Origin of the sequence: Klebsiella aerogenes KCTC 2190, assembly GCF_000215745.1 — a bacterium.
GTDB classification, from domain to species: domain Bacteria; phylum Pseudomonadota; class Gammaproteobacteria; order Enterobacterales; family Enterobacteriaceae; genus Klebsiella; species Klebsiella aerogenes.
The window spans coordinates 3,875,671-3,901,787 of the sequence record NC_015663.1; the positions used below are offsets into that span (position 1 = coordinate 3,875,671).

Annotated in this window: 25 protein-coding genes; 9 read left to right on the forward strand and 16 right to left on the reverse strand. The window is 55.3% G+C overall.

The annotated features are described in order from the left end of the window. Positions 1 to 14 precede the first annotated feature (14 nt). Positions 15 to 152 (reverse strand): division septum protein Blr, encoded by a 138-nt coding sequence (blr, locus tag EAE_RS18280; protein ID WP_015366847.1) that lies wholly within the window; start codon positions 150 to 152, stop codon positions 15 to 17. A 170-nt stretch (positions 153 to 322) separates the two neighbouring features. Between blr and EAE_RS18285 the strand changes: the two genes are divergently transcribed. Beyond that, positions 323 to 1,363: an oxidoreductase gene (locus EAE_RS18285; RefSeq protein ID WP_015705236.1), complete on the forward strand. Its 1,041-nt coding sequence runs from the start codon at positions 323 to 325 to the stop codon at positions 1,361 to 1,363. Between the two features lie 32 nt (positions 1,364 to 1,395). Here EAE_RS18285 and add read toward each other — a convergent pair whose 3' ends face one another. Both add and EAE_RS18295 read right to left on the reverse strand, forming a co-directional pair. After that, positions 1,396 to 2,400: an adenosine deaminase gene (gene add, locus EAE_RS18290; RefSeq protein ID WP_015366845.1), complete on the reverse strand. Its 1,005-nt coding sequence runs from the start codon at positions 2,398 to 2,400 to the stop codon at positions 1,396 to 1,398. A 237-nt stretch (positions 2,401 to 2,637) separates the two neighbouring features. Beyond that, a complete protein-coding gene (locus tag EAE_RS18295) occupies positions 2,638 to 3,033 on the reverse strand; it encodes a DUF1398 domain-containing protein (RefSeq protein WP_015366844.1) in 396 nt (131 codons plus the stop codon). Between the two features lie 345 nt (positions 3,034 to 3,378). Here EAE_RS18295 and metQ point away from each other — a divergent pair, with 345 nt between their 5' ends. Beyond that, the gene (gene metQ, locus EAE_RS18300; protein WP_015705237.1) at positions 3,379 to 4,194 is read left to right on the forward strand and encodes a methionine ABC transporter substrate-binding lipoprotein MetQ; all 816 of its coding nucleotides are present in this window, start codon (positions 3,379 to 3,381) and stop codon (positions 4,192 to 4,194) included. Here the strand turns inward: metQ and EAE_RS18305 are convergent, their stop codons facing one another. Continuing rightward, on the reverse strand, positions 4,195 to 4,623 hold the full coding sequence (locus tag EAE_RS18305; protein WP_015705238.1) for a MerR family transcriptional regulator: 429 nt from the start codon (positions 4,621 to 4,623) through the stop codon (positions 4,195 to 4,197). An 80-nt stretch (positions 4,624 to 4,703) separates the two neighbouring features. Here EAE_RS18305 and EAE_RS18310 point away from each other — a divergent pair, with 80 nt between their 5' ends. After that, positions 4,704 to 5,918 carry an NADH:flavin oxidoreductase/NADH oxidase family protein gene (locus tag EAE_RS18310; protein ID WP_015705239.1) on the forward strand — a complete coding sequence of 405 codons (1,215 nt, stop codon included), beginning with the start codon at positions 4,704 to 4,706 and terminating at the stop codon, positions 5,916 to 5,918. Positions 5,919 to 5,982: 64 nt separating this feature from the next. On the opposite strand, the gene yedF is transcribed toward EAE_RS18310, so the two are convergent. The 5 genes from yedF to malX all read right to left on the reverse strand — a co-directional run bounded on the left by yedF (position 5,983) and on the right by malX (position 10,710). Next, positions 5,983 to 6,216: a sulfurtransferase-like selenium metabolism protein YedF gene (gene yedF / locus EAE_RS18315; RefSeq protein ID WP_015705240.1), complete on the reverse strand. Its 234-nt coding sequence runs from the start codon at positions 6,214 to 6,216 to the stop codon at positions 5,983 to 5,985. After that, positions 6,213 to 7,424 carry a selenium metabolism membrane protein YedE/FdhT gene (gene yedE / locus EAE_RS18320; protein ID WP_015705241.1) on the reverse strand — a complete coding sequence of 404 codons (1,212 nt, stop codon included), beginning with the start codon at positions 7,422 to 7,424 and terminating at the stop codon, positions 6,213 to 6,215. Before yedE ends, yedF begins: the two co-directional genes overlap by 4 nt. A 164-nt stretch (positions 7,425 to 7,588) precedes the next feature. Next, entirely contained in the window at positions 7,589 to 7,792 is a 204-nt protein-coding gene (gene ydfZ, locus EAE_RS18325) for a putative selenium delivery protein YdfZ (RefSeq protein ID WP_015705242.1), read from the reverse strand. A gap of 92 nt (positions 7,793 to 7,884) precedes the next feature. After that, a complete protein-coding gene (locus EAE_RS18330) occupies positions 7,885 to 9,069 on the reverse strand; it encodes a MalY/PatB family protein (protein WP_015705243.1) in 1,185 nt (394 codons plus the stop codon). 48 nt (positions 9,070 to 9,117) lie between these two features. Next, the gene (gene malX, locus EAE_RS18335; RefSeq protein ID WP_015705244.1) at positions 9,118 to 10,710 is read right to left on the reverse strand and encodes a maltose/glucose-specific PTS transporter subunit IIBC; all 1,593 of its coding nucleotides are present in this window, start codon (positions 10,708 to 10,710) and stop codon (positions 9,118 to 9,120) included. Positions 10,711 to 10,883: 173 nt separating this feature from the next. Here malX and EAE_RS18340 point away from each other — a divergent pair, with 173 nt between their 5' ends. After that, positions 10,884 to 11,912 (forward strand): Mal regulon transcriptional regulator MalI, encoded by a 1,029-nt coding sequence (locus tag EAE_RS18340; protein ID WP_015705245.1) that lies wholly within the window; start codon positions 10,884 to 10,886, stop codon positions 11,910 to 11,912. A gap of 58 nt (positions 11,913 to 11,970) precedes the next feature. On the opposite strand, the gene EAE_RS18345 is transcribed toward EAE_RS18340, so the two are convergent. Both EAE_RS18345 and manA read right to left on the reverse strand, forming a co-directional pair. After that, the gene (locus tag EAE_RS18345; protein WP_015705246.1) at positions 11,971 to 13,464 is read right to left on the reverse strand and encodes a YdgA family protein; all 1,494 of its coding nucleotides are present in this window, start codon (positions 13,462 to 13,464) and stop codon (positions 11,971 to 11,973) included. A gap of 97 nt (positions 13,465 to 13,561) precedes the next feature. Continuing rightward, complete coding sequence (manA, locus tag EAE_RS18350) at positions 13,562 to 14,740, reverse strand: mannose-6-phosphate isomerase (RefSeq protein ID WP_015705247.1); 1,179 nt, start codon at positions 14,738 to 14,740, stop codon at positions 13,562 to 13,564. 196 nt (positions 14,741 to 14,936) lie between these two features. Between manA and fumA the strand changes: the two genes are divergently transcribed. The 3 genes from fumA (at position 14,937) to fumC (ending at position 19,573) form a co-directional block, all read left to right on the forward strand. After that, entirely contained in the window at positions 14,937 to 16,583 is a 1,647-nt protein-coding gene (gene fumA, locus EAE_RS18355) for a class I fumarate hydratase FumA (protein ID WP_015705248.1), read from the forward strand. Positions 16,584 to 16,650: 67 nt separating this feature from the next. Then, positions 16,651 to 18,008 (forward strand): IS3 family transposase gene (locus EAE_RS18360; protein WP_150377917.1). Its coding sequence is split into 2 segments (ribosomal slippage): positions 16,651 to 17,113 and positions 17,113 to 18,008, totalling 1,359 coding nucleotides; the frame shifts between segments, so codons are not numbered across the junction. A 164-nt stretch (positions 18,009 to 18,172) separates the two neighbouring features. Next, positions 18,173 to 19,573 (forward strand): class II fumarate hydratase, encoded by a 1,401-nt coding sequence (gene fumC / locus EAE_RS18365; protein ID WP_015705251.1) that lies wholly within the window; start codon positions 18,173 to 18,175, stop codon positions 19,571 to 19,573. Here fumC and tus read toward each other — a convergent pair. Both tus and rstB read right to left on the reverse strand, forming a co-directional pair. Beyond that, positions 19,563 to 20,495: a DNA replication terminus site-binding protein gene (gene tus, locus EAE_RS18370; RefSeq protein WP_015705252.1), complete on the reverse strand. Its 933-nt coding sequence runs from the start codon at positions 20,493 to 20,495 to the stop codon at positions 19,563 to 19,565. The two genes, fumC and tus, sit on opposite strands and share 11 nt — an antisense overlap. Positions 20,496 to 20,568: 73 nt before the next feature. Beyond that, on the reverse strand, positions 20,569 to 21,870 hold the full coding sequence (gene rstB, locus EAE_RS18375; RefSeq protein WP_015705253.1) for a two-component system sensor histidine kinase RstB: 1,302 nt from the start codon (positions 21,868 to 21,870) through the stop codon (positions 20,569 to 20,571). 190 nt (positions 21,871 to 22,060) lie between these two features. On the opposite strand from rstB, the gene EAE_RS18380 reads away from it, so the two are divergent. Then, positions 22,061 to 22,642, forward strand: coding sequence for a hypothetical protein (locus EAE_RS18380; RefSeq protein WP_015705254.1), 582 nt, complete (start codon positions 22,061 to 22,063; stop codon positions 22,640 to 22,642). Positions 22,643 to 22,648: 6 nt separating this feature from the next. On the opposite strand, the gene rstA is transcribed toward EAE_RS18380, so the two are convergent. Continuing rightward, positions 22,649 to 23,365 carry a two-component system response regulator RstA gene (gene rstA / locus EAE_RS18385; protein ID WP_015705255.1) on the reverse strand — a complete coding sequence of 239 codons (717 nt, stop codon included), beginning with the start codon at positions 23,363 to 23,365 and terminating at the stop codon, positions 22,649 to 22,651. Between the two features lie 126 nt (positions 23,366 to 23,491). On the opposite strand from rstA, the gene EAE_RS18390 reads away from it, so the two are divergent. Next, positions 23,492 to 23,827, forward strand: a complete 336-nt coding sequence (locus EAE_RS18390) for a GlpM family protein (RefSeq protein ID WP_015366825.1) — start codon at positions 23,492 to 23,494, stop codon at positions 23,825 to 23,827. Here the strand turns inward: EAE_RS18390 and folM are convergent. Both folM and EAE_RS18400 read right to left on the reverse strand, forming a co-directional pair. Next, positions 23,824 to 24,546 (reverse strand): dihydromonapterin reductase, encoded by a 723-nt coding sequence (gene folM / locus EAE_RS18395; protein WP_015366824.1) that lies wholly within the window; start codon positions 24,544 to 24,546, stop codon positions 23,824 to 23,826. The two genes, EAE_RS18390 and folM, sit on opposite strands and share 4 nt — an antisense overlap. A 37-nt stretch (positions 24,547 to 24,583) precedes the next feature. Next, positions 24,584 to 25,966, reverse strand: a complete 1,383-nt coding sequence (locus EAE_RS18400; RefSeq protein WP_015366823.1) for an amino acid permease — start codon at positions 25,964 to 25,966, stop codon at positions 24,584 to 24,586. Positions 25,967 to 26,117 lie beyond the last annotated feature (151 nt).

A 26,117-nucleotide genomic window follows, 5' to 3' on the forward strand; every position in this document is an offset into this window, starting at 1 on the left:
ATCACTCTTTGCCGTTATTTCGCCTGTACAGTGCTGGCCGGAGGCGGGGACTGGTAATCATCAATTTGATGCGCAACCACCAACAGTACAGCCGAAACGCCAAAAACAACCCAGCCAATAAGTTCTACAATGCGGGTAAAAACAGTCGTCATAATTCTAAAGCGGAAAGTTAAAATGGATTGAAATGTTACTAAACCGCGGAAACAACGCAAGTATTACCGCCCGTAGATTGCGCAACTGGCGCAAAGATAAACAGCGTGCACGGATAAGCGGAAGATTGCGGTTTATAGTTGAAGTCATGGTTGCGCACGAGGATGAGGTCATGAGTGATGCTATACGGGTAGGGCTGATAGGTTATGGTTATGCAAGCAAGACATTTCACGCGCCATTGATTTCCGGTACGCCGGGCATGGCGCTGTCGACCGTAGTCAGTAGCGATGCGCAGAAAGTGCTGGTGGACTGGCCGGCGACCCAGGTGGCGGCTTCCGCGAATTCGCTATACGCTGACCCTGATATCGATCTGATTGTTATTCCAACTCCCAACGATACTCATTTCCCGCTGGCGCGAGCGGCGCTGGAGGCGGGCAAACATGTCATTGTTGACAAACCTTTTACCGTGACACTGTCACAGGCGCGTGAGTTGGATGCTATCGCCAGAAGCCGCGGGCGGCTGTTATCGGTGTTCCATAATCGCCGTTGGGATAGCGATTTTCTCACGCTGAAGGCCTTGATTGCCGCAGGGGATTTGGGGGAGGTCAGTTATTTTGAATCACATTTCGATCGTTTTCGCCCGCAGGTTCGTGACCGCTGGCGTGAGCAGGGCGGCCCTGGCAGCGGTATCTGGTATGACTTAGGCCCCCATCTGCTGGATCAGGCGGTCAACCTGTTTGGCCTACCGGTAAGTATTGCCGTCGATCTGGCGCAGCAGCGCCCCGGTGCGCAGGCGACGGATTATTTCCACGCGGTGTTAGTTTATCCGCAACGGAGAGTGATTTTGCACAGTACGCTGCTGGCGGCGGCGGAAACGGCGCGTTATATCGTCCATGGTTCACGAGGAAGCTATGTAAAATACGGTCTCGATCCGCAGGAAGAGCGATTGAAAAGCGGCGAGCGACTGCCGCAGGAGGATTGGGGCTACGATATGCGCGACGGCATATTGACCCGCGTTGAAGGCGAGGAGCGCGTCGAGGAATCCTGGCTAACGCTGCCCGGGAACTATCCCGCTTATTATGCGGCGATCCGCGATGCGCTCAACGGCAGCGGGGAAAATCCGGTACCTGCAAGCCAGGCGATTCAGATTATGGAGCTGATTGAATTAGGGATTGAATCGGCACGGCACCGGGCGGCGCTGTGCCTGTTTTAACGCATGCTCCGCCTGCGCGGCGGAGCTTTGGCTTAATTAGCCTGCAGCACGCGTTGGATCAGCGCCTCTTTTTCCTGACGGCTGAGGAATGCCAGTTCCAGACCGTTAATTTGCGCCTGACGGATCTGCTCACGGCTGAGGCCCGCCGCCGGTGCGGCGACATTGTACTCGTGAATAATATCCACCCCCTGTACCGCCGGATCATCGGTGTTAATGCAGGCCAGCACGCCGTGATCGAGGAAGGTCTTCAGCGGGTGCTGCGCCAGTGAGGAGACGGTACTGGTCTGGATGTTCGACGTCAGGCAGGATTCAATGCCAATACGTTCAGCGGCGAGGAAGTCCATTAACTTCGGATCCTGCACGGCTTTCACCCCGTGACCGATGCGTTCGGCGCCCAGTTCACGAATGGCCTGCCAGATACTTTCCGGCCCGGCGGCTTCACCAGCGTGGACGGTGATACGCCAACCCGCGTCACGCGCGCGACGGAAATGATCCATAAACAGCGCGCCGGGGAATCCCAGCTCGTCGCCCGCCAGATCCAGCGCGGTGATCCCATCGCGATGGGCCAGCAGGGCGTCGAGTTCCTCTTCACAGGCCGCTTCGCCGAAGGTGCGGCTCATGATGCCAATCAGACGCGCTTCGACGCCGAAATCACGGCAGCCCTCGCGTACCCCGGCAATCACCGCTTCGACGACGCCAGCGACCGGTAATTGATGGGTCATCGCCATATAACGCGGAGAAAAACGCAGTTCAACGTAGTGCAGGCCGTTGCGCGCGGCGTCTTCAACGTTTTCCCAGGCAACACGGCGGCAGGCTTCCAGAGAAGCCAGCACCTTCACGCCCCAATCAAGTTTCGCCAGGAAGCTAACCAGGTCTGGTTCATTGCTGGTGACCTGCACATGCGGACGCAGCGTTTCAAGGGTATCTGCCGGGAGAGTAATATTGAACTGGCGGCCAAGATCGAGAATGGTTTGGGCACGGATGTTGCCGTCAAGATGGCGGTGAATGTCTGTTAAAGGCAAAGCTGAATCAATCATGGTCGCACTCATTTTTTAGTTGAAGTGCACGATATTATACATCAGTAGCGTAACCGTTTAAAAGTACGGAAAAAATCCTATGGATACAGGGAGATGGCTGGTGCAAAGTCTGTTTTTGCGCAAATAGAAAGCCATTTCCCTTTTTTGTTGCGCAAATTGAGGTGTTGAGCGGCCCCAAGCGTAAACTAACTTCCGGGCCGTCTGAATATCTGGATGAGCGTTTAATAATTTCTGCGATTAAAAGGGGAGAATCATATTTTCCATATGCAATAACGTATTGTCTTTTGACCAGTAGTGTCGCGTTTTTTCATTGAGATCAACCACCCACTTGAATACCCCGGCATTTGCCAGTTCGGCGCAATAGTTATCAAAAGTGGTAATACCGCTAAAGTGGCGCCGGGCGGCATCTCGGGTGAGCGCTCTGCAGGACTGGGAATTAACCCGCAACAACTTTCTGTTGCTTTTCAGGGAAACGAAAGTATCTGATGACATAACAAAATTCACATTCCCTGTAGCGACAAAATAGATGTAATAAGAGACATTGTTCTCCAGAAGTACTTCAGTAAATGAAATAAAATCCGCATCAGTGCGTACTCGCTCAAAAATGGTTCTGAGCAAATCCAGAAGCTCCATGATTTTCCTTGTGGGTCGTGTGTGCGTGCGAAACGGCTTCCTATACAGCTGATGTATACGAAACGTTCACTTATCTATTTATTATAATGCTAATAATATAATCTTAATTTTAATGTGTGTAATGGTATTGGAACAGTGTTTCAAGTGTTACAAAGTATTGCTTTAGCGCAAGAAATCAGCAGTTCCACTGGCGGGTGAGTATAAGCAGCGTGGCGACTTATCAATAGCGTTTCGCTATTAGTCATAGTGAATCAGTATTTAATCTTAGAAAGATGCTTTTATATAGTGTCCCGGACTGACATTCCTGCCATCGTTAGCAGGCTATATTAAAAGGACGCCGGGAAAATGGCTTTTTCACTTAAAGGTTTAACTCATTCATTGGCCCTCGTTAGCGCGTTGCTGCTAGCGGGCTGTGGGCCAAAAGATCAGGATCCTAATCATATTAAGGTGGGGATTAGCGCGGGTATCGATCAGCAAGTCTGGGCGGTGGTGCAAAAAGTCGCTAAACAGAAATATAACCTTGATGTTGAAGTGGTGACTTTTAATGATTTCGTTCTGCCCAATGAGGCGCTGAATAATGGCGATCTCGATATCAATGCTTTCCAGCATAAACCCTATCTTGATAAACAGATCCAGGAGCGCGGCTATAAGCTGATAGATGTTGGTACTACTTTTGTCTATCCGATTGCCGCTTATTCAAAGAAAATCACCGCCATTTCACAGCTTCCGGACGGCGCCCAGGTAGCGGTGCCTAATGACCCAACCAACCTTGGGCGTTCTCTGTTATTGCTGGAGCAGCAGGGGCTGATCACTCTGAAAGAGGGGGTTGGCCTGCTGCCAACCGCGCTGGATATCGTGAATAACCCGAAGAAGCTGAAAATCGTCGAGATTGAAGCACCGCAGCTGACCCGTGCGCTGGATGATAAACAGGTGACCATGGCTATCATAAATACCACGTTCTCCAGCCAGATTGGCCTGTCGCCGACGCGCAATGGTCTGTTCATCGAGGATAAAAATTCGCCGTACGTCAATATTTTCGCCAGCCGCGAAGATAATAAAGACAGCGAAAAAGTGAAGAATCTGGTGAAAGCCTACCAGACCGACGAAGTCGCCAACGCCGCCGCCGAATTGTATAAAGGCGATGCGGTGAAAGGCTGGTAGTTATTCTTCCTTCCCCGTCTGGTGCTGCACATCCAGCACCTCAGTTAATACGCGCCGCGCATTCGCGGCGCAGTCAATGTCATCCGGCTTCTGTTGTATCTCATGGATAACGTTGACCAGTTGCGCTTTACTGTGCGCGAGTTTCTGTTCCAGCTTTTCGATATCCGCCACTTTTTGTTGCAGGGTGGTGAGTAGCGTTTGTCGATCCCAGTGATTGAGGTCTGACGGCAACAGGGATGATATCTCTTCGAGGCTGAAACCCGCTGCCTGAGCGGTGGTAATTAGCCCCAGCACCACCAGCGTTTCTTCCGGATAGCTGCGATAGCCATTGGCTTTACGCTGCACGGTTTTGAGGATCCCCGCGCGCTCGTAATAACGGATCCGCGAAGGCGCCAGGCCTCTGCGTTTTGCCAGAGTTCCGATGTTCATTTTTATTCCTCATAAGCTGCTTGACCTTAAACTTAACTTTAAGGTTATGGTTTGTCCAGTTCACTGACTGGAGCCCTGACATGACCCTTTTTACCCCTCTGCGACTGGCCTCTGGCGTGGTCATTAACAACCGCATCGCTAAAGCGGCGATGGAAGAAAATATGGCCGATGCCAATCATGCGCCGTCAACGGAATTACTCACCCTTTATCAGGCCTGGGCGCAGGGCGGCGCCGGGGTGATTATTACCGGTAATGTGATGGTGGACGCCCGGGCGATGACCGGCCCGGCAGGCGTTGTGCTGGAAGATGAACAGCATCTGGATAAGTTCCGCGCCTGGTCGCAGGCGGCGTGCTCGAAGGGCGCACAGGTGTGGATGCAGATAAACCATCCTGGACGGCAGATGCCTGGTGGCCTTGGGCAGGAGACGCTGGCCCCTTCGGCGCTGGCGCTGGATCTTGGCTCGCAGTCTTCACGCTTTCGCCTGCCGCGGGCGATGGATGATAAAGATATAGCCGACGTGACACGACGGTTCATCACCACTTCCCGGTTAGCGGAGCGCGCCGGATTTCACGGCGTCGAAATCCATGCCGCCCACGGCTATTTGCTGAGCCAGTTCCTCTCGCCGCTCAGTAACCAGCGCACCGATCGGTATGGCGGGAGCATTGAAAATCGCGCCCGTTTACTGCTGGATATTGTGCGCGGCGTTCGCGAGACGGTGGCGGCGGATTTTACCGTGGTGGTTAAACTCAATTCAGCGGATTTCCAGCGCGGCGGCTTTTCGATTAACGATGCCAGGACGGTGGTGCAGCTGCTGGCGGAAAGCGGCGTCGATCTGGTCGAACTTTCCGGCGGCAGCTACGAAGCGCCGGCGATGATGGGCGCCATGCGCGATGAACGGACGCTGGCGCGGGAAGCCTATTTCTTGCAGTTTGCCGAGCAAATTGCCGACGTCGCGACGATTCCTTTAATGGTTACCGGCGGCGTGCGGCGGCGTGAAGTGGCGGAGAGGGTAGTGAATAGCGGGATTGCGTTGGTGGGCATCGCTACGGCAATGGCGATAGTCCCCGGTTTACCGCAGTACTGGCGTGAGGGGGAGTACGATGCGCCACTGCTGCGTCAGGGTAACTGGAAGAACAAGGCCATTGCCGCCACCGCGCATATGGCGGCGGTGAAATATCAGCTGCAGCGGCTAAGCCGCCACCGCGCGGCGCGGCCGCCACCGCGCGGCGCGGCCGCAGGTCTCGCCGCTGTGGGCGTTGCTGACGGCGCAACTGACGGCGAAACGGCAGGCTAAACGTTATCGGCGCTGGATGGCGGGCAAGTAATGACAGCCGGTAGCGTGCTACCGGCCCTTCGCGTCATTTTTGAATCAGATAGCGGATCGTCGGCCCGTCCTGCTGAATATCCAGCACGGTATAGCCGTGATTTTTAGCATCGTGCGGGATGTTGTTGATGGACTGCGGGCAGTCGCTCACCACTTCAAGAATTTCCCCTTTTTTGAGTGCCGGCATCGCTTCGAGCGTGGCCACAGCTGGATAGGGGCAAGGTTCACCAACCATATCGAGGCGGTAATCAGGAACGAACTCTTTCATGCGGTTTCCTTAATACGGGTCGCTGAGGTGGTTTTCTGGCGAAAGAAGTGTTTTTCCCAGGCGAAGACCAACATCAGCGCGATAAACAACAGCAGGTAGGTGATAAGCAGGCCGCCGAACGGACCAAAGGTCGTCAGCAGGTTAATCTTATCCCAGTGGGTGGCAAGCGCCGGCGATAAATCATCCCAGAAGTAAGCCAGCAGGGTGGAGCCGATAACGTTGCCTAACCCGACCCACCAATAATGAACCTGACCTTCAACGGCGCGATACATCCAGCCGGTTTCACAGCCACCGGCCAGCACGATGCCGAAACCGAACAGCAGGCCGCCAATCACCGCGTTCGGCCCGGCCCACATGATTTTGGGCTCCATGCCGAGCTGTACATAGCTAAAGATACCGATGGCGCTGGCCGCCATCCCGAAGATGATCGCTTTCGCCATATAGGTACGCCCGGTCACCCACATATCGCGAAAGGCGGAGGTGAAACAGATTTGCGCCCGTTCGATGAGCAGGCCAAAAGCAACGCCGAACAGCAGGGCCAGACCCAATTTAGGCTGATTGGCGGCGGTCAGTAGCCCCCAACCGATCATAGCGAAAAATACCAGCATTCCCAGCCGAAAGCGGCGACGCGCCTGCGCGGGTTTTTGGGTTAACGGTGAGGCTGCGGAGACTTTCTCAATTTTAACCGGGATACGAAAAACAGGCAGCAGCGTAAAGCGCGCGCCAAACCAGGTCCCGATGGCGGTGGCGATGGCGAAGAACCATGCGTGCAGGGAAAACTGCGGGATCCCGGTAAAGAAGGCCGCCAGATTACAGCCCATTGCCAGCCGGGCGCCGAAGCCGGCAATAATCCCGCCGGCCAGGGCCTGGAAAATGCGAATGCGGCTACGCGGCATCCGCAGCTTGACGTTATTCGCCCACAGCGCGGCGGCCAGGCAGCCGCCAAACATGCCAAGGATCATCATACCGTCAATACGCGTTAACGGCGTGCCTTCGAGATGGATTAATTGATAGTAACCCCAGTTTTCGGCCGGGATGCCCATCAACTGCAGCAGTTGGCCGCCCCAGCGGGTAAATTCGCCGGTGACTGCCCAGAAAGTACCGGTAATGCCAAAATAGTAAGTAGAAAGAATACCGGCGGCGATCACCGCGGGCGCAGGCGCCCAAAATTTGATTAACCAGGCTTGTTTGAATTGTTGCCATGTCATAGAAATGCCTCTGAACTCAGAAGGTAATTCGCCCTGAAAGGGCGTGAAGAGCCGCGATAATACGCCGCTTAGCTTTCAGAATCACTCGACGAGATCAAAAGCGGGAAGAATGCCTCATGAAAAAGGCCGCCAGTCAGGGCGGCCTTAAATCAACAACGCCGGAATTAATTAAAGCCCAGGCGAATAAGATTCAATGGGCAATACAATTCATGGCTACCGTCTAATTCTACGCAGTCACTGCGGCGCAGCTGTTCGCTGTTTTTATTGGCGCCATGAATAGCCTTAATCACTCCCGTCGCGCCGCTGTCGGCCACCATGACCCGGCTGCCGGCATCAATAGCATTACGGTTACGATCGTAGGTTTTCATCATTTCCTCCTCTGCATTGTCATTCGGACGTGATTGTTCAGCGTTGTTTTAATACTCCACCGTGGTTAAAAAAGTTTTGAGATATATCAAAATTATTTTAATTCCGGGCGCAATGACGACAGCGCGGCAATCAATCCTTGAATCCCTTTCTCAAGCTTCTCCCGCGGGCAGCCGGCATTTAGCCTGATGAAACCATTACCCTCTTCGCCATAGGTATAACCCGGCATAATCGCGACTTTTTGCTCTTCAATTAGCGCGCGTTGCAGCGCACGGTCGTCGATTTCGAGCGGGCGCAGATCGATCCACGCCAGATAGGTGGCCTGCGGCGGCTGCCAGTTTAACTGCGGGAAGGCCTGATTCAGCTGCTCGGCGATATAGCGCATGTTTTCCTGCAGGTAATCACGTAGCGCATCCAGCCAGGGCGCCCCCTGACGATAGGCGGCGATATGCGCGACCAGCGCCGGAACCGATGGAGAAGAGAGACCATCGCGACCTTTCAGCGCTTGCAGATAGCCATCGCGCGAAGCAGTATCGGCGATGAGCCCATAGGCGCCGGTAAATGCTGGGATATTGAAGCTTTTTGAGCCCGACGTGAACAGCGCCCAGGGGCCCTGCGCAACGGCGCACCAGGGGGTATGACGGTGTTCGCCCCAGGTCATATCCATATGAATTTCATCGCTAATAACCCGGACGTTATGCTTCGCGCACAGCTGCGCCATGGTGGTCAGTTCGTCGCGGCTCCAGACTTTGCCCGTCGGGTTATGCGGGCTGCAAAGCAGCAAAATGCGGTTGTCGGGACGGGCGAGCGCGGCTTCCAGTTCGTTCATGTCGCAGCGCCACTCACCCTCATCAAGCTTGAGCGCCACCGGGGCAATGCGGCGTTGGTTGCCGTCGATAGTTTTGTAAAACGCGTCGTAAGCCGGGGTATGGACCACGATACCGTCGCCCGGATTGGACCATTGCCTAATCATTTCGGCCACCATATAGATAACCGACGGGCCGTAAACGATGGCCTCGTGGTCAATGGGGCTATGAAAACGGCTGGCGAACCAGTGGCTGATGGCGCCGAGAAACTCGTCATTTTTCCAGCGGCTATAGCCAAAAACGCCGTGCGCCAGTCGCTGGCTGACGGCGTCGATAATGCAAGGGGCGGTAGCGAAATCCATATCGGAGATAGTGAACGGCAGCAGGTCAGCGGCGCCGAAACGGTCGGCAACATAATCCCATTGGGTGCACCAGGTCCCGTGGCGGTCAACTGGTGTGGCAAAATCAAACATCTGAACGTCCTTCGCGAGAGCCCCCTCCGGGTGAGAGGGGGCGTATGTTTAGGCCTGAACGGTATTCATCAGGGTGGCCATTTCATCTTTTACCGACTGAACCTGTGGGCCGATGACCACCTGCAGGTTGTGATCGTTAAGCTGGACCACGCCGATTGCGCGGTTGGCTTTTAACGCGGCGGTATCGACTTTGCTCATGTCGTTCACCGACAGGCGCAGGCGGGTAATACAATTATCGAGCGTGACAATATTATCAGCACCGCCGAGCGCGGCCAGAATCGCCGGCACGTTATAACCTGATTTGCCAATCGTTCCGGCAACCGCTTTTTCGATGTTAGCCGCCGTTTCGATATCGCGGCCCGGCGTTTTCAGATTGAAGCGGGTGATGGCGAAACGGAAGATACCGTAGTACACCGCGAACCAGATGGCGGCGACAACCGGCACCATATACCATTTGGTCGCCAGACCGTGCAGGATGCCAAACACCACGAAGTCGATAATGTTGCCGTCGGTGTTGCCGATGGTGACGCCAAGTACCGCCATGATAGTGAAACCAAGGCCGGTCAGCAGGGCGTGGATGACGTACAGTACCGGCGCGACGAACAAGAACAGGAATTCCAATGGCTCAGTGGTACCGCCGACCACGCAGGCAATGACGCCGGAAATGAGCAGCCCTTTAATTTTATGACGGTTTTCCGGACGAGCGCAGTGGTACATCGCCAGCGCCGCGCCGGGCAGGCCGCCGAGGAAGGCGGGCATTTTACCCTGCGACAGGAAGCGGGTCGCGCTTTCAGAGAAGCCGTGCGTCGTCGGGCAACTCAGCTGCGCCTGGAAGATGGTCAGCGCGCCGCTAACGCTGTGGCCGCAAACGTCCATGGTGCCGCCCGCTTCGGTAAAGCGGATCAGCGCCACCAGAATATGATGCAGGCCGAACGGCAGCAGCAGGCGTTCTCCGGTACCGAAGATCATCGGGCCAAAATCGCCGGCGCTATTGATAACGTGGCCCAGTCCGTTGATACCCATCGCGAACACCGGCCATACCAGCGGAATGACCAGCCCGACCAGGCCTAACACCACGGTGGTAACGATCGGCACAAAGCGCGTGCCGCCAAAGAAGGCCAGCGCATCCGGCAGACGGATGTTGTGGAAGCGTTCGTGCAGCATCCAGACGATAATCCCGGCGATCACCGCCCCGAGGATCCCGGTGTCGATCGACTGAATACCGATAATATTCTGGATGTTGTTGGCCTTGAGGATCGCCGCGTCGGTAGTCGGCAGGATGCCTTTCGCCGTCAACCAGAAGTTGACCGCGAGGTTCATTACCGCGTAGCCGACGAAGCCCGCGAAAGCGGCGACGCCTTTGTTTTCACGCGCCAGGCCGAGCGGAATTGCGATACAGAACATGACCGGCAGGAAGCTAAAAGCGAAGGAGCCGACTTTACTCATCCAGACAAAAATCGCCTGCAGCAGCGGCACGTTCAGCCACGGCAGCAGCGTAATCACATCGTGGCTGCTTAACGAGCTGCCGATCCCCAGCATGATCCCGCAAAACGAGAGCAACGCCACGGGCAACATAAAGGTTTTTCCTAACTGCTGGAAAAACTCCCATAAGGTAATTTTTGGTGCTGTTTTCGCCGTCATACACGAATCCTGGTTCTGAAAAGGGTCGATAGGATGTAACGTAGCGGCAAGATAAAACGTTTTACCATTTTTTAGTGCGATAAAAATCACATAATCAAGCGATAATAAGGTTTATAAAGATAACATACTGATAAAACGTTTTATCGAAAGGCAAAGGGAGTCAGCCAGTCGTTATGGCTATCGCAAAAAAGACAACCATCAATGATGTGGCGCTGGCGGCTGGCGTCTCGGTTAGTACGGTATCGCTGGTGCTCAGCGGTAAAGGGCGCATCTCTTCGGCCACCGGCGAGCGCGTCAATCAGGCCATTGAGCAGCTCGGGTTTGTGCGTAATCGCCAGGCGGCGTCGCTACGCGGCGGGCAAAGCGGGGTAATTGGACTTATCGTTAGCGATCTGTCGAAGCCGTTTTATGCCGAGCTAACCGCCGGGTTGACCGATGCGCTGGAATCACAGGGTAAAATGGTATTTCTCACCCAGGGCGGGCATCGCGGTGAGAAAATGCTTCAGCGCTTCGAAACGCTGGTCTCACAGGGCGTGGACGGGGTGATTATCGCTGGCGCTATCGACAAGGGCGGCGAACTGCGCGATCGTGCCGCCGAAGTGGGGATGCCGCTGGTTTTTGCCTCCCGCGCCAGCTATCTGGACGATATCGACCTGATCCGCCCGGATAACATGCAGGCGGCGCAAATGGTAACGGAACATCTGATTCGCCGCGGTCATCAGCGCATCGCCTGGCTTGGCGGACAAAGCGCGTCCTTGACCCGCGCCGAACGGGTGGGCGGCTATTGCGCCACCTTATTGAAGTACGGCCTGCCGTTTCATAGTGAATGGGTTGTCGAGTGTGGCTCCAGTCAGCAGCAGGCGGCGGAAGCCATGATCGCGCTGCTGCGGCAAAACCCGACCATCAGCGCGGTACTTTGCTATAACAGCGTCATCGCCACCGGGGCGTGGTTCGGTCTGCTGCGCGCCGGGCGGCAGAGCGGCGAGGGTAGCGTGGAAAGTTATTTTGAGCAACGCATCGCGCTGGCGGCCTTTGCCGAAGTGCCGGAAGCGGCGCTCGATGATGTCCCCTTGACCTGGGTGACTACCCCCGCGCGTGAGATGGGGAACAGCCTGGCGGAGTGTATTTTACGCCGCCTCGAGGAGGGGCAAGGCAGCGCGCGTAATCAGATTATGCCGCCGCGGCTGGTTATCAGAAAGTAGGGGCCGCCATCGATTAAGGTGATTCCCGGGCTACCTGACCGCAGCCCGGGACGTTTTTTTACTGCTGCGGTTCGGCGGTGGGAAGCGTCAGGCCGAACATGGCGGCGAAATCAGCCAGCGGCATTTTCTGCCCGTTTAGGGTTACCTGGCCGTCGGCGTACTGCAGGCTGGAGGTAATCGCGTTATCTTCCATCGTGGTCAGACGGAACATCTGTCCCATCGCCGCCAGCCCTTTAACCTGCTGATCGGCAAGTCTCGCCGCATCCTCCGGCTGATAGCCTTCCAGCCCGGCAATCTGCGTCATCAGAGCGGTGGCCATATCCACCGGGATCACCAGCTTACCGTCCAGCGATTTAACGCTGCGGTCCAGTTCATCGGCGACGGTCTGCGGCGCGGCGGTCGTTTGCGCCGGGTCCTGCATCAGCACCGACAGATTCAGGGTGCTTTCGCCTTTAGCGTTTTGCCAGCTCAGCGGGGAAATCGTCAGCGACGGATTACCTTTCAACAGAATCGGCAGCGAGCTAAAGAAGATCTCGGTTAATGCTTGCTGATAGAGCTCCGGATTCTGCGCCAGCTCGGGCTTCGCCATCAGCGCCTGCGCCTGGGCGTTATACTGCTGACTGAATTGATGCCACGCCTGACCGTCGAGATTATCCAGCTTAACGGTGAGTTTGCCGCGGCCCATATCCTGGTTTTGCAGTTTCAGGCTGTTAAGGTTGTAATCAAGCTGGCTATTGATACGTTTGCCGTCATCGGAGAGCGTCGAGCGGCCGTCGATATTCATGCCTTCCAGCAGCGCCAGCTCTTTTCCTTCAACGCCGATAGCCAGTTTATCAAGGGCGATCTTCTGCTTGCCGATACGTTCTTCGAAGGCGGTCATTTCGGTGGCGCCGTCAGCCTTCAGGTTGCTGAAACTGAGCTGGACTTTCTGGTTGTATTCGTTGACCGCGTTGATCTGCCCGCTGGCCGCTTCGCCGCTCAGGCTAATAGTTTTGCCATCGCGATCGGCATTGAGCTGGAACTGACCGCCGCTAAAGATAACTTTTTCATTGTCTTTAGCGTAATCCAGCGGGTTAAGGAAGATGGCCGACTGGGTATCGCCGCTGTAGGCAATACGGGTGTCGATGTTAAACGGCGACTGCCCTTTGGCGATATCAAACAACGCTTTGCTGGCATCGTTATTCACCAGAGTGGTGTTGACCGAGGCCATTGCCGGTACCAGATTAAAAGATTTTAACGAGGCAAGCGGGAAGGGACCATGATCGACCTTTTCGTCAAAAATCAGGCTCTGACCGGCGGCCAACAAGCTGTGCTCTTTACCGGCCTGCGGCTTCACCACCAATTGCAGGTGGCTGCTGAATAACCCGCGCTGGTAGTCCTGATAGCTCAGCTCTACGCCAGCTTCCGGCGCGTTGCTCTGTAGTTGGGCATTCGCCTGCTGCACCATTTCGGCAATACGGTTTTCCAGTTGCTTACCGGTAAACCAGGCCCCGCCTGTCCAGACGACGCCGAGCGCGACGATAACTCCCGCAGCGACCAATGTTTTTTTCATAGCATTTGTCCATAAATGAAACCAGGCGGAACATGCCGCCTGGTGGTGTTGTCATGATGGGGGAAGTCTAGCAACTGCGGATTAAAAGTTCAGTAACTTACTTAAGCTTATTGAACACGCGCGCCAGACGACCCTGGCCACTGACCTGTACCGGTGATTCGTTGCAGGCGATAAACGCCGATTCACCCGGCTGCAGGGTCAGACGCTGTTCGCCTTTACGCAGCGTTGCTTCGCCTTCCACGCAGAACAGAATCGCGGCGCTCTCTTGCGCCAGAGAGGCTTCATTGCTGGTCAGATCGTGCAACGAGAAGGCGAAATCGTCGACCGGGATTGGGAAATCCAGCTCGCTGCCGTGTTGTTCCGGCTGGGTCAGCAGCTCAGAGGCCGGTTTGGCGACAAACTTCACGTTTGCCACCAGTTCCGGAATATCGATGTACTTCGGCGTCAGACCGGCGCGCAGTACGTTATCTGAGTTGGCCATCACTTCCAGCGCGACGCCCTGCAGGTAGGCGTGCGGGGTTTCGGCAAACAGGAACATCGCTTCGCCAGGGTTCAGTTTCACCACGTTGAGCAGCAGCGGGGAGAAGAGGCCGCTGTCGTCCGGGTAGAATTCAGCGATCATACGAATGGTCTGCCACGGTTCGCCCTGTTCGCGGTCGAGGGCGTTTTGCAGCACGCTGAGCGCATGCGCTTTTTCTTCGCCTTTCATATTCAGCAGGCTGGCAAACAGCTGGCTTAAACGCCCGGCGTCCGGCTGTTGGATGAATTCGCCGATGGCAGGATGCGCCCCGGCAACCGGCTGCAGCAGCGCGACAATTTCATTAAATTCGCGGAATGCGTTCATGGCGAGGAACGGCGTCAGAGCGAAGACCAGCTCCGGCTTATGGTTGGGATCTTTATAGTTGCGCTCGGCGGCATCCAGCGGAATACCCGCGGCGTTCTCTTTGGCAAAGCCAATTTCCGACGCGCGTTTATTCGGGTGAACCTGGATGGAGAGCGGCTGGGCGGCGCACAGGACTTTGAACAAGAACGGCAGTTCGCCGAAACGCTCGGCGACGTTAGTGCCGAGAAGGGCATTTTTATCGGCCTCAATGACGTCGCGCAGCGACTGCGGCTGGCCGTCGGCGTTAAGGATCCGCGAACTGCTTTTTGGGTGTGCGCCCATCCACAGTTCCGCCATCGGCAGGTTGTCCGGATTGGCGATACCGTAAAGGTCGGTTAACGCGGTGTGACTTCCCCATGCATAGTTTTGCACTGAGTTAATGAGCTTCTGCATTCTCAATCCCTGTTTCCACATATAAATGTTGGCTCTATTAAACCAACAAATCGTCGAGAAGCAACTGTTGAAAGAAAAAGTCGTCCTTGTCTCAGTTTTTGTTAAAAAATTGTGTAAAATTGATCGACTCGCTTTTCTACAGGCAAATGGAGTGTCTGCCTGAAACATAATCAGCCAAGCAGTAAGTGAGAGTACAATGTCGAACAAACCGTTTGTTTATCAGGATCCTTTTCCGCTTAAAAAGGATGACACCGAGTATTATCTCCTCAGCAGTGATTACGTCTCCGTCGCCGAATTCGCCGGCCAGGAGGTTCTGAAGGTTGAACCCCAGGCGCTAACCTTACTGGCCCAACACGCGTTCCACGATGCCTCCTTTATGCTCCGCCCGGCACATCAGCAGCAGGTCGCAGATATCCTCAACGACCCGGAAGCCAGCGAAAACGACAAATACGTCGCGCTGCAATTCCTGCGTAACTCCGATATCGCCGCTAAAGGCATTCTGCCGACCTGTCAGGATACCGGCACCGCGATCATTATGGGCAAAAAGGGACAGCGCGTATGGACCGGCGGCGGCGATGAAGCCGCGCTGGCGCAGGGCGTGTACAACACCTATATCCAGGACAATCTGCGTTACTCGCAGAACGCGCCGCTGGATATGTATAAAGAGGTTAACACCGGTACCAACCTGCCGGCGCAGATCGATCTTTATGCTACCGATGGCGATGAGTATAAATTCCTCTGTATCGCCAAGGGCGGCGGCTCCGCTAACAAAACGTATCTCTACCAGGAAACGAAAGCGTTAATCACCCCGGCGAAGCTGAAAAACTACCTCGTCGAGAAGATGCGCACCCTCGGCACCGCAGCCTGTCCGCCGTACCATATCGCCTTTGTGATTGGCGGCACCTCTGCGGAAGCGACGCTGAAGACGGTAAAACTGGCCTCGACCAAATACTACGATGGCCTACCGACCGAAGGTAACGAACATGGCCAGGCGTTCCGCGATGTGCAACTGGAGCAAGAGCTGCTGCTGGAAGCGCAGAACCTCGGCCTCGGCGCGCAGTTCGGCGGGAAATACTTCGCCCACGATATCCGCGTAGTCCGCCTGCCGCGTCACGGCGCTTCCTGTCCGGTGGGGATGGGGGTCTCCTGTTCCGCCGACCGTAACATTAAAGCCAAAATTAACCGTCAGGGGATCTGGCTGGAAAAACTGGAGAGCAACCCAGGCAAATATATCCCTGAGCACCTGCGTCAGGCCGGTGAAGGCGAAGCGGCAAAGGTGAACCTCAATCAGCCGATGAGCGAGATTCTGGCGCTGCTGTCGCAGTATCCGGTGTCGACTCGTCTGTCGCTGAGCGGCACGATCATCGTGGCCCGCGATATTGCCCATGCCAAGCTGAAAGAGCTTATCGATAACGGCGAAGCGCTGCCGCAGTATGTCAAAGATCATCCGATTTACTACGCCGGCCCGGCGAAGACGCCGGATGGTTACGCCTCCGGTTCTCTGGGGCCGACGACCGCTGGCCGCATGGACTCGTATGTCGATCTGCTGCAATCGCACGGGGCGAGTAAAATCATGCTGGCTAAGGGTAACCGTAGCCAGCAGGTGACCGATGCCTGCCATAAACACGGCGGTTTCTATCTCGGTAGTATCGGCGGCCCGGCGGCGGTTCTCGCGCAACAGAGTATCCGCAGCCTTGAGTGCGTGGCTTATCCGGAGCTGGGAATGGAAGCTATCTGGAAAATCGAAGTGGAAGATTTCCCGGCCTTTATCCTCGTTGATGATAAAGGTAACGACTTCTTCCAGCAGATCCAGACGTCGCAGTGCTCGCGCTGCGTGAAGTAAACGAGACCGCCCTTCGTGAACTGCACCCAAAAAGTTGGACACCCAACGAAGTAAGGTGCAGTTTTTTATGAGCAAGTATTCTCTCAACTTTAAGCTTGAGGTTGTGCAGCACTATCTTTCCGGGCTGGAAGGGCAGAAAGCGACTGCAAAGCGTTTTGGTATCGACCACAGTGCCGTTCGTAAGTGGACGGCTGCCTGGAAGCTTCATGGCGAAGCCGGACTTATAACCCGTCATTTCACCTATTCTCCTGCCTTTAAAGAGTCCGTTATCCTGCATATGCGTGAACACCGGCTGTCTGTTCGCGAAGTCTGTGCAAAATTTACTATCCCTGCTTTTTCCACTGTTTGTCAGTGGGAACGACTGTATGATGAAGGCGGATTAGAAGCCCTTACTGATAGCCGACGCAGGAAAAAAACGATGCCAGAACGCCCTGAAAATCACCCGACTCCTCCTTCGCAGGCTCCCCTTGCCCCGGATGAACGAGAGGAACTTGAACAACTGCGTACTGAAGTGGCATATCTAAAAAAGCTGCAGGCCTTACTCAGGGAAAGAAGCACGTCAAAACGCGGGATAAAGCGCAGGTCGTGAATGAGTTAAGGCCGGAGTTCCCTCTTGCACGTCTGTTAAAAGCGGCAGGGCTGGCGAGAAGTACGTTTTACTGGCAACTGGCCAGCGGTAAAAAACCAGACAAATATGCCAGTGATAAGTGGCAGATTTTAACGCTGTTCCATAAACATAAAGGCCGGTATGGATACAGGAGAATCACGCTGGCTGGCCGCCGGGAAGGAAGCTTACTGAACCATAAAACAGTTCAGAGGCTAATGAATGAGTTAGATTTAACTTGCTGTATCAGAAAGAAGAAATACAACTCTTACAGAGGCCGGTACGGGAAAGTTGCGGGTAATGTGCTGAACCGGCAGTTCAGTGCGGATAAGCCCAACCAGAAGTGGGTAACAGATGTCACGGAATTTAAAATCAACGGGGAAAAACTGTATCTGTCTCCGGTTCTGGATCTGTATAACGGAGAAATAGTGGCATACCAGATGGCGTCCCGTCCTCTGCAGTCGATGGTGGATGAGATGCTGTCAAAAGCGCTGTCGGTACTGGGCAAAGACGAATATCCGCTACTGCACTCAGATCAGGGCTGGCAGTACCAGATGGCGAATTATCAGAAGAGACTTAAGGACAGCGGTCTGAAACAGAGCATGTCAAGAAAGGGAAACTGTCACGACAATGCAGTAATGGAAAGCTTCTTCGGTACGCTGAAGACTGAATGCTTTTACTTGACGGAGCATAAGAATATCAGTGAGTTGCGCATGGCTATCGATGAGTACATCCACTATTACAACCATGAAAGAATAAAACAAAAGCTAAAAGGCCTGAGTCCGGTAGAGTACCGAACACAGGCCCTGATAGCCGCTTAATATAAACCGTCCAACATTATGGGGTCAGTTCATTCGGGGCGGTTTTTGTTTGGGCCGCTTAGCGGCACGAACGACCAAAACAACTAATAAATCTGGTTAATACTTAATCCTTTAAGCAGGTGAGCTTTGTCGCTATGACGCACTTTGAATCCAAGGAGAAAGTAATGACAACGCATCGCAGTGAAAAAGACTCGATGGGCGCAATCGACGTCCCGGCCGATAAACTTTGGGGCGCGCAGACCCAGCGCTCGCTTGAGCATTTCCGTATCTCAACGGAGAAAATGCCTGATGAATTGATCTATGCGCTGGCGCTGACCAAGCGAGCGGCGGCGAAGGTTAACCAGGACCTGGGCTTGCTGGCGGCGGACAAAGCGGACGCCATCATCGCTGCCGCAGATGAAGTCCTTGCCGGCAAGCATGCGCAGGAGTTTCCGTTAGCTATCTGGCAAACCGGCTCCGGTACCCAAAGCAACATGAATATGAACGAAGTGCTGGCAAACCGTGCGAGCGAGTTGCTTGGCGGCGAGCGCGGCATGGCGCGCAAAATTCATCCCAATGATGACGTCAATAAAAGCCAGAGCTCGAATGATGTTTTTCCAACAGCCATGCACGTCGCGGCGCTAATCGCGCTGCGCGAAAAGCTGATCCCGCAGCTACAGGCGCTGCGGGCCACGCTACAGGAAAAGTCGCTGGCCTTCGGTGACATCGTTAAAATTGGCCGCACGCACCTACAGGACGCTACGCCGCTGACGTTAGGGCAGGAGATCTCCGGTTGGGTCGCGATGCTGGAACATAATCTCCGCCATATTGAACACAGCCAGCCGCATCTCGCTGAGCTGGCGCTGGGCGGTACGGCGGTTGGCACCGGCTTGAATACGCACCCGGAATATGCGGTGCGGGTGGCGGCGGAACTGGCGTCGCTTAGCGGACTGCCGTTCGTCACCGCGCCAAACAAATTTGAAGCGCTGGCCACCGTGGATGCGCTGGTTCATGCCCACGGCGCGCTGAAGGGGCTGGCGGCTTCGCTAATGAAAATCGCCAATGATGTGCGCTGGCTGGCCTCCGGGCCGCGCTGCGGCATCGGTGAGATCGCCATTCCGGAGAACGAACCAGGATCCTCCATTATGCCCGGCAAGGTCAACCCGACGCAGTGCGAAGCGTTGACCATGCTATGCTGCCAGGTGATGGGTAACGACGTGGCGGTGAATATCGGCGGTGCGTCAGGGAACTTTGAGCTTAACGTCTATCGGCCAATGGTCATCCACAACTTCCTGCAGTCGGTACGCCTGCTGGCGGATGGCATGGAGAGCTTTAATGAGCACTGCGCGGTGGGCATTGAGCCGAACCGCGAGCGAATCAACCAGTTGCTGAATGAGTCGCTGATGCTGGTGACCGCGCTCAATACCCATATCGGCTACGATAAGGCAGCGGAGATCGCCAAAAAAGCGCACCATGAAGGGCTGACGCTGAAAGCCGCCGCGCTGTCGCTTGGTTACCTGACGGAAGCCGAATTCGACAGCTGGGTGCGCCCGCAGGATATGGTAGGCAGCCTGGCTACTCGCTAGCCAGCCACAGATGCAGGCGCGGAATCAGCAATCTCAACGACTGCGCCTGCGGTTTGTGGCGATACTGCACGTTATCGGCATCGTAGTTCAATAGCTCGCCGAGGTCCGGCACGCTCACCCCGTGTGTGCCTGAGATGAGCGCAATCAGCGGGCCGGGACAGGCGTACTGCACCTGCTTCTGCTCGCCGGCATACCACACTCTGGCTATCGGCTGTACCTTGACCGGGCGTTTAATTTTCAATTTTGCCCGCTGCGGCAGGGCGGCGATATCCTGGAATTCCCGTTCCAGCTTGCTTTGCCACTGTTCGCGGGTCCAGGGCGGCACCGCGCGCGGCGATTGCAGACTCTTCTCTAACTGCATTAATACTTCATCGCGGGTCAGATTTTTAATCACATGCTTATTGGCCCAGCCGAAGCGGATGGTGCTGGGATCGCACAGCGGCGTCAGCGTACGATAGGCGCTGAGGGTAATCAGGCCGGGCAGGTGGCGGTGAACCCATTCGAAACGCGCGGCGGCCGGCAATCCGGAATCGACGGTGACGATTTTCTCAAACGCCGCTTTCAGCGCGTTAATGGCGCTGATTTTCTCCAGCAGCTCTGCCTGCTGTTGCGTATCAACCGCCAGGCAAATCGCCCCAGGCAGGCGTACCGCCGCCTTGCTGCTGCGGTTTTCCGATTGCTGCTGAATAAACAGATGGCTGTAGTGCCTGAGCGCCATCTCCAGCGCGCTTTGGCCGACGTGCTGCGTGACCTGAATGGTATCCAGCGGCGCGTGCTCCGCCTCTTTGCTCACCGCCGGCAATTCGAAAACCCGCGCCGCCAGCAGGCGGCAGCGGCTCAGCGATGCTTTGAAGGTTTGTAGCTCGCGCTCAAGCTCACGAAAGGTGTCATTTAAGCGCGCAACGAGGTCGTAGCTTGCCATGTTTACCGCCTTAGTTACAACATACTATTTGAGTATAAACTATACGCAGGCCGTAACGCCTGCGCAAGTTCGGCTAAGCAGAAGTAAAAGCGGGAAGCTGGTGGTAAATAGGCCAGCTGAAAATGAACGCCGCGCCGCCGAGCGAGCTTTCGTCGCAGCGGACTTCACCGGCCATTGCCTGGGCAATACTGTGTACGATAGCCAGCCCCAGGCCGCAGCCGCCGGTGGCGCGATCGCGGCTGGGATCGAGACGGACAAACGGCTCGAATACCCGTTCGCGTTCCTCAAGGGCGATACCCGGGCCATCATCTTCCACGCGCAGCGTCGCCCGTGAACCGGCCAGCGACAGGCTGATATGAATATGTTGATGGCTGTAGCGCAGAGCATTATTGACCAGATTATCCAGCACGCGCTCCATTAAACGCATATCCAGCGCACCGTAGTCGCCCGCCGTAAGCTGGCGCAACGCGACTTCACGCTGCGGATTGACCAGCTGAATATCTTCGACGTGCGCGCGGATCCAGGCCGGGAAATCCGGGGTGGTCAGGTTGAGTTCGTTCTGCGGGCGATCGAGGCGCGCGTAGGTGAGCAGTTCTTCAATCAGCGCTTCCAGTTGCCCGATATCGCGATTGAGAGCCTGCGACTCCGCCTCGGTCAGATTTTCGCTCATCTCCAGGCGATAGCGCAGGCGCACCAGCGGCGTGCGCAATTCATGGGCGATACCGTCAATAAGCTGTTTTTTACTGGCTATCAGGGCGTTGATATTATCGGCCATCTGGTTAAAGGCTACGCCGAGTCGCTCGAAGCTCGACATGCTATCGAAATGAATGCGCTCGCTAAAATGGCCTTCGCCGAAGCGCTGTGCGGCGGTTTCGATTCGCAACATATCCTGCCAGTGCGGACGCATCCAGATAAACACCGGGAACGCCAGTGAAATAGCGATAAACGCCATCAGTGCGACGTCCAGCAGGCGCATCTCATGCAAAAAATAGAGATAGGGCACCGGGCCGACTGACAATACGTAATGGCTGCGCGGGATGCGTTGAATAAAGGTGTACTGATCGTCCAGCGCCACGATATCGCCCGCGCGCAGGTGCTGCATCGAGCTTTCCGAGAGCTTGAATTTGCTTAACGGTTCAATGTGCAGATCGAAAGAGAGGTTGAGGTCCAGCTCTTTCAGCGTGTTGCTCCAGTCGCGCGGGGGGATCTCGCGCAGTTCGCTGCGCATCAGATACAGCGAGCTTTTCATCAGATCGTCCAGCGACTGGCGTCCGGCGCGCTCGGCGGTGAATTTATACACCAGGCCGACCAGCATGGTCATGACCAGGAAGCAGACGAACAGCAAAAGGTAAAACTGCACAAACAGTTTTTTCATTAATCATCACCGGTCATTAACTGGGTTATCTCGCAACAAAAGATTCTACAGGAGAAGGATCCCGCTCGGCAAAGTTCTCACCGACGCGCCAGGCCGAATGACCGAGAGCCATTTTAAGCCGGCTGCCCGTCCTGTCACGTGCCAGCCTCTCTGTTAATTTAAGCGCCCCAAAAATGATGGAGAGCGCCAGATGACTAAGCCCGTGTATTTGCATACTGATAATGATGTTGAGATTTTAAAAACCTTCGATATGGTTCTGAGCCATATGCAGGCGATCGCCGACCCTTATCAGTGGAAGTGGGTGATTACCGGCTGGCACAGCATCCTGCAGAACGCGATGGTGTTGGCGCTGTGTCAGGGCAATGACTTTCTGGTCTACCTGTTCGACGGTAAAGCGTCGACTCGCGCGATCTACGAGCAAATTTATAACGACGATTTTTCCAACATCGACAAGCTGCAGCTACCGTCCTTTATGACGCTATACCGTGCGACAAGGGAGAACAGCGGATTCGCACCCAGCGAAGACTGTGCGGTGGCGGTGGACAAGCTTCACCAGCTGCGCAATGATTTCATTCACTATCATCCGCGAGGTTGGAGTCTACAGGTCGATGGTTTACCGCAATGGATTCTGGCGAGCGGCGAACTGCTGGATCATTTCCTCGCCAGCGGTGAGGTCGTACGCTGGTATGGCGAAGACGATGAAATGGCATTCAGAGAGAAATACGCTGAATTTCAAGACCGACTACACGGCGTGATGTCGGTCTATTCCTGACGCGGATTAATTATCCCAGGCATGCGGGGCGAACAAATAGCCTTTGTTGCGCACCGTCTTGATGCGGTAGGGCTCGGTGGCGTTGTCGAGCAGTTTTTTACGCAGGCGTGAAATCGCGACATCGACGCTGCGATCCATGCCGTCGTAGCTGACGCCGCGGAGATTTTTCAACAGCGCATCGCGATCCATAATCTGCCCGGCATGGGTCGCCAGCTCCCACAGCAGGTCAAAATCGGCGGTGGACAAAGCAACGTTGTCGCCGCCGAGCAATACCTGACGGTTAACCGGGTCGATCGACAGCGAACCAAAGACAATGGCTTTATGCGGCGTCAGGGTTGCGGGAGCGGGCATCGACGGCGAAGTCACGTGCTGGCGCAGATGCAAACGTAAGCGGGCCAGCAGCACCGCAGGTGGGGTGGTTTTGAGGATATAATCACTGGCGCCCATCTCCAGCGACAGAATATGGTTCATATCGCTATCGAGCGAGGTCAGCAACACGATAGGCCCCTGCCACTGGCTGCGCAGGTCGCGGCACAGCGTCATCCCGTCTTTGCCAGGCAGCATGATATCCAGCAGTACCAGATCGGGTTGTTCACGAGCAATAACCTCTTCGGCCCGGTCGCCGCGCGGCTCAACAACCACGTCCATATCATGCTTTCCCAGATAGGCGGCGATAAGCGCGCCAACTTCGGGCTCATCCTCAACAAAAACGATCTTATTCATATCTTACGCGTATAAATTAAAAAGCTAACATACACCGCCCGCAAATTGCCTGCCATTAATCTTTCATAAACAAATGTTCTTCCGTTATGCTGGTGGAACATTGTTGTTCAAATGTTAAGGCATAAAATGGGGCTGTTGATTAAAGCGCTGCTGGGAGCGCTGGTGGTGGTACTGATAGGCGTACTGTCAAAAACCAAAAATTACTATATTGCCGGTTTAATTCCGTTATTTCCGACCTTCGCGCTGATTGCCCATTATATCGTCGCCAGCGAGCGCGGCATTGAAGCGCTGCGCACGACTATTGTCTTCGGCATGTGGTCAATCATCCCGTATTTTATCTACTTACTTTCATTATGGTACTTCACTGGCGTAATGCGCCTGCCTTACGCGCTGGCAGGCGCGGTGATCTGCTGGAGTCTGGCGGCCTGGTTGCTGATCCTCGGCTGGAGCCGTTTCCACTAGCGCAGCGGTCGGCCGCCGTCGACAGCGAAAGAGCGGCCGGTCACGTAGCAACTGGTGAACAGATAATCGATGAGGTCGATTATCTCTTTTTCACCCGGCGCGATTTTCATCAGCGATTTATCCAGCGCCTGTTTACGATATTCAGCGTCATCATGCTCGTTAAACATAATCAGCGATGGCGCGATGGCGTTGACCTTCACTTCCGGGGCCAGCTTACGGGCGAAAGAGCGGGTCATATTATCAAGTGCCGCTTTACTGGCGGCATAGGCGATATGCTTATCGCTGCCGCGTTCCACCACGTAGTCGGTAATGTGAATAATATCGCTGGCGGCGTGACCAAAACCACGCAGCAGGCTCTCCAGCGCATGGTTAAGCAGATAGGGCGCGTGGACGTGAATCTGCATCATCCGCGATATCACCGTGGATAACGGCACACCGGGTTTTTCCGCCATCCAATCACTGGCGTTATGAATAATCGCACGCAGCCCGCTGGTCTGCGCCTTCACCGCTTCCGCGAAGGTAAGAATACCGTCGTCGCTGCTGAAATCGGCCTGCAGACACACCGCGCCGGCTTCGCGCAGGGTGTCAATCGAAGGATAATGCTGGCGATAGCTGACGATCACCGGTTGCTGCTGGTTTAAAAAATGGTGTGCCAGAGCGAGGCCGATACGGCGGCCTGCTCCTGTGATCAGGACCGGACGAGGCTGTGGTTCAGCCATGGGTATCTCCTTTCAAGTTCAGCGGTAGGGCAACCGCTTACCCCACCAGCATCCACGTTGCCGGAACGGCGGCAACCAGCAAAAAACCAATTAATGCCATTTCACGGCGTTTGAGCATGCGATCGTGCTGGTGCGTACGGCGGGCGTACAGGAAAACCAGAAGACCCGGAGCGTAAAGTACCACCGACAATAACAAATGCACAGGACCGGACGCATACAATAACCATAAGCCATAAACGCACGCGCCGACACCCACGGCTTTATGTAACGGACGTACGGCAATCTTAAGCAGGAAAGCGCCAACGAGGAAATAGGGCACCAGAATCATTTCTGAGGCGATGGTTAGCAGGGTACCGTAGTCGGATCCGGTAAGCCAAATCAGCACCAGACAAATCTGCACGCTGATGTTGGTCAACCACAGCGAGGAAGAAGGCGCATTATTCTTATTGGTTTTGGCGAACAGGCGCGGGAACGCTTTATGCGTCGCCGCCAGATACGGCACTTCGGCGGCCATAATGGTCCAGCTTAAATAGGCGCCGCAGACGGAGATAATTAATCCCGCGGCGATTACTACTTCGCCCCATGACCCCATCATTTTGACCATCAGGCCAGCCATCGACGGGTTGCGCATTTCAGCCAGTTCCGGGCGGGCGACAACGCCCAGCGACAGCAGGGTGACCAGCAGATAAACCGCCAGCGCCGAGACCACCGCCAGCAGCGTCGCGCGGCCAACGTCGCGCTTGTGGCGCGCGCGAGCAGAGACTACTACTGCGCCCTCCACGCCGATAAATACCCACAGGGTGATCAGCATGGTGTTTTTCACCTGTTCCCATACCGGTACGCCGAGCGCGATACCGCTAAAGTCGAGGCGGAAAGTATCTAGCCGGAACGCGATAGCGGCCAGCGCCACAAATGCGCCGAGCGGCAACAGTTTAGCCAGCGTCGCCACCAGGTTAATGCCTGCCGCGGTCTGGACCCCACGCAGCACCAGAAAATGCACCACCCAGAGCAGCACGGACGCGCCGACGATCGCCTGCCAGGTGTTACCGTCACCAAAAATACGCATCTCCGGCGTATCGGTGAAGAAACTGAGGGCGGAGAAGACGATAACCAGGTAGGAGACGTTGGCAATCACCGCGCACAGCCAGTAACCCCAGGCGGAACAGAAACCGATCAGTTCGCCAAAACCTTCACGGGCATAGGTAAAGATTCCGCCGTCCAGTTCCGGGCGGATTCGGGTCAGCAATAGCATGGCGAAAGCGAGGAACAAAATCCCGACGCCGGTGATGGCCCAGCCGATAAGCAGAGCGGATGGGCTGGCGACGGCAGCCATGTTTTGCGGCAAACTGAAAACGCCCGCGCCCAGCATGGAGCTGAGTACCAGTGCGGTCAGGGCGCTAAGGCCCAGTTTCTTTTCCATTGTATTCCCGAGGTGACAACAGTGAATCAAGAATATTTATTTGGCGAAATCGCATAAAAATGGAGGATTACGCTAAGGCGCGGGATTTTACGGAGTGTCTTGAACGCATGCAATGGCGGCGGGCGAAAAAATGTAAAAAGGCGACCCGATG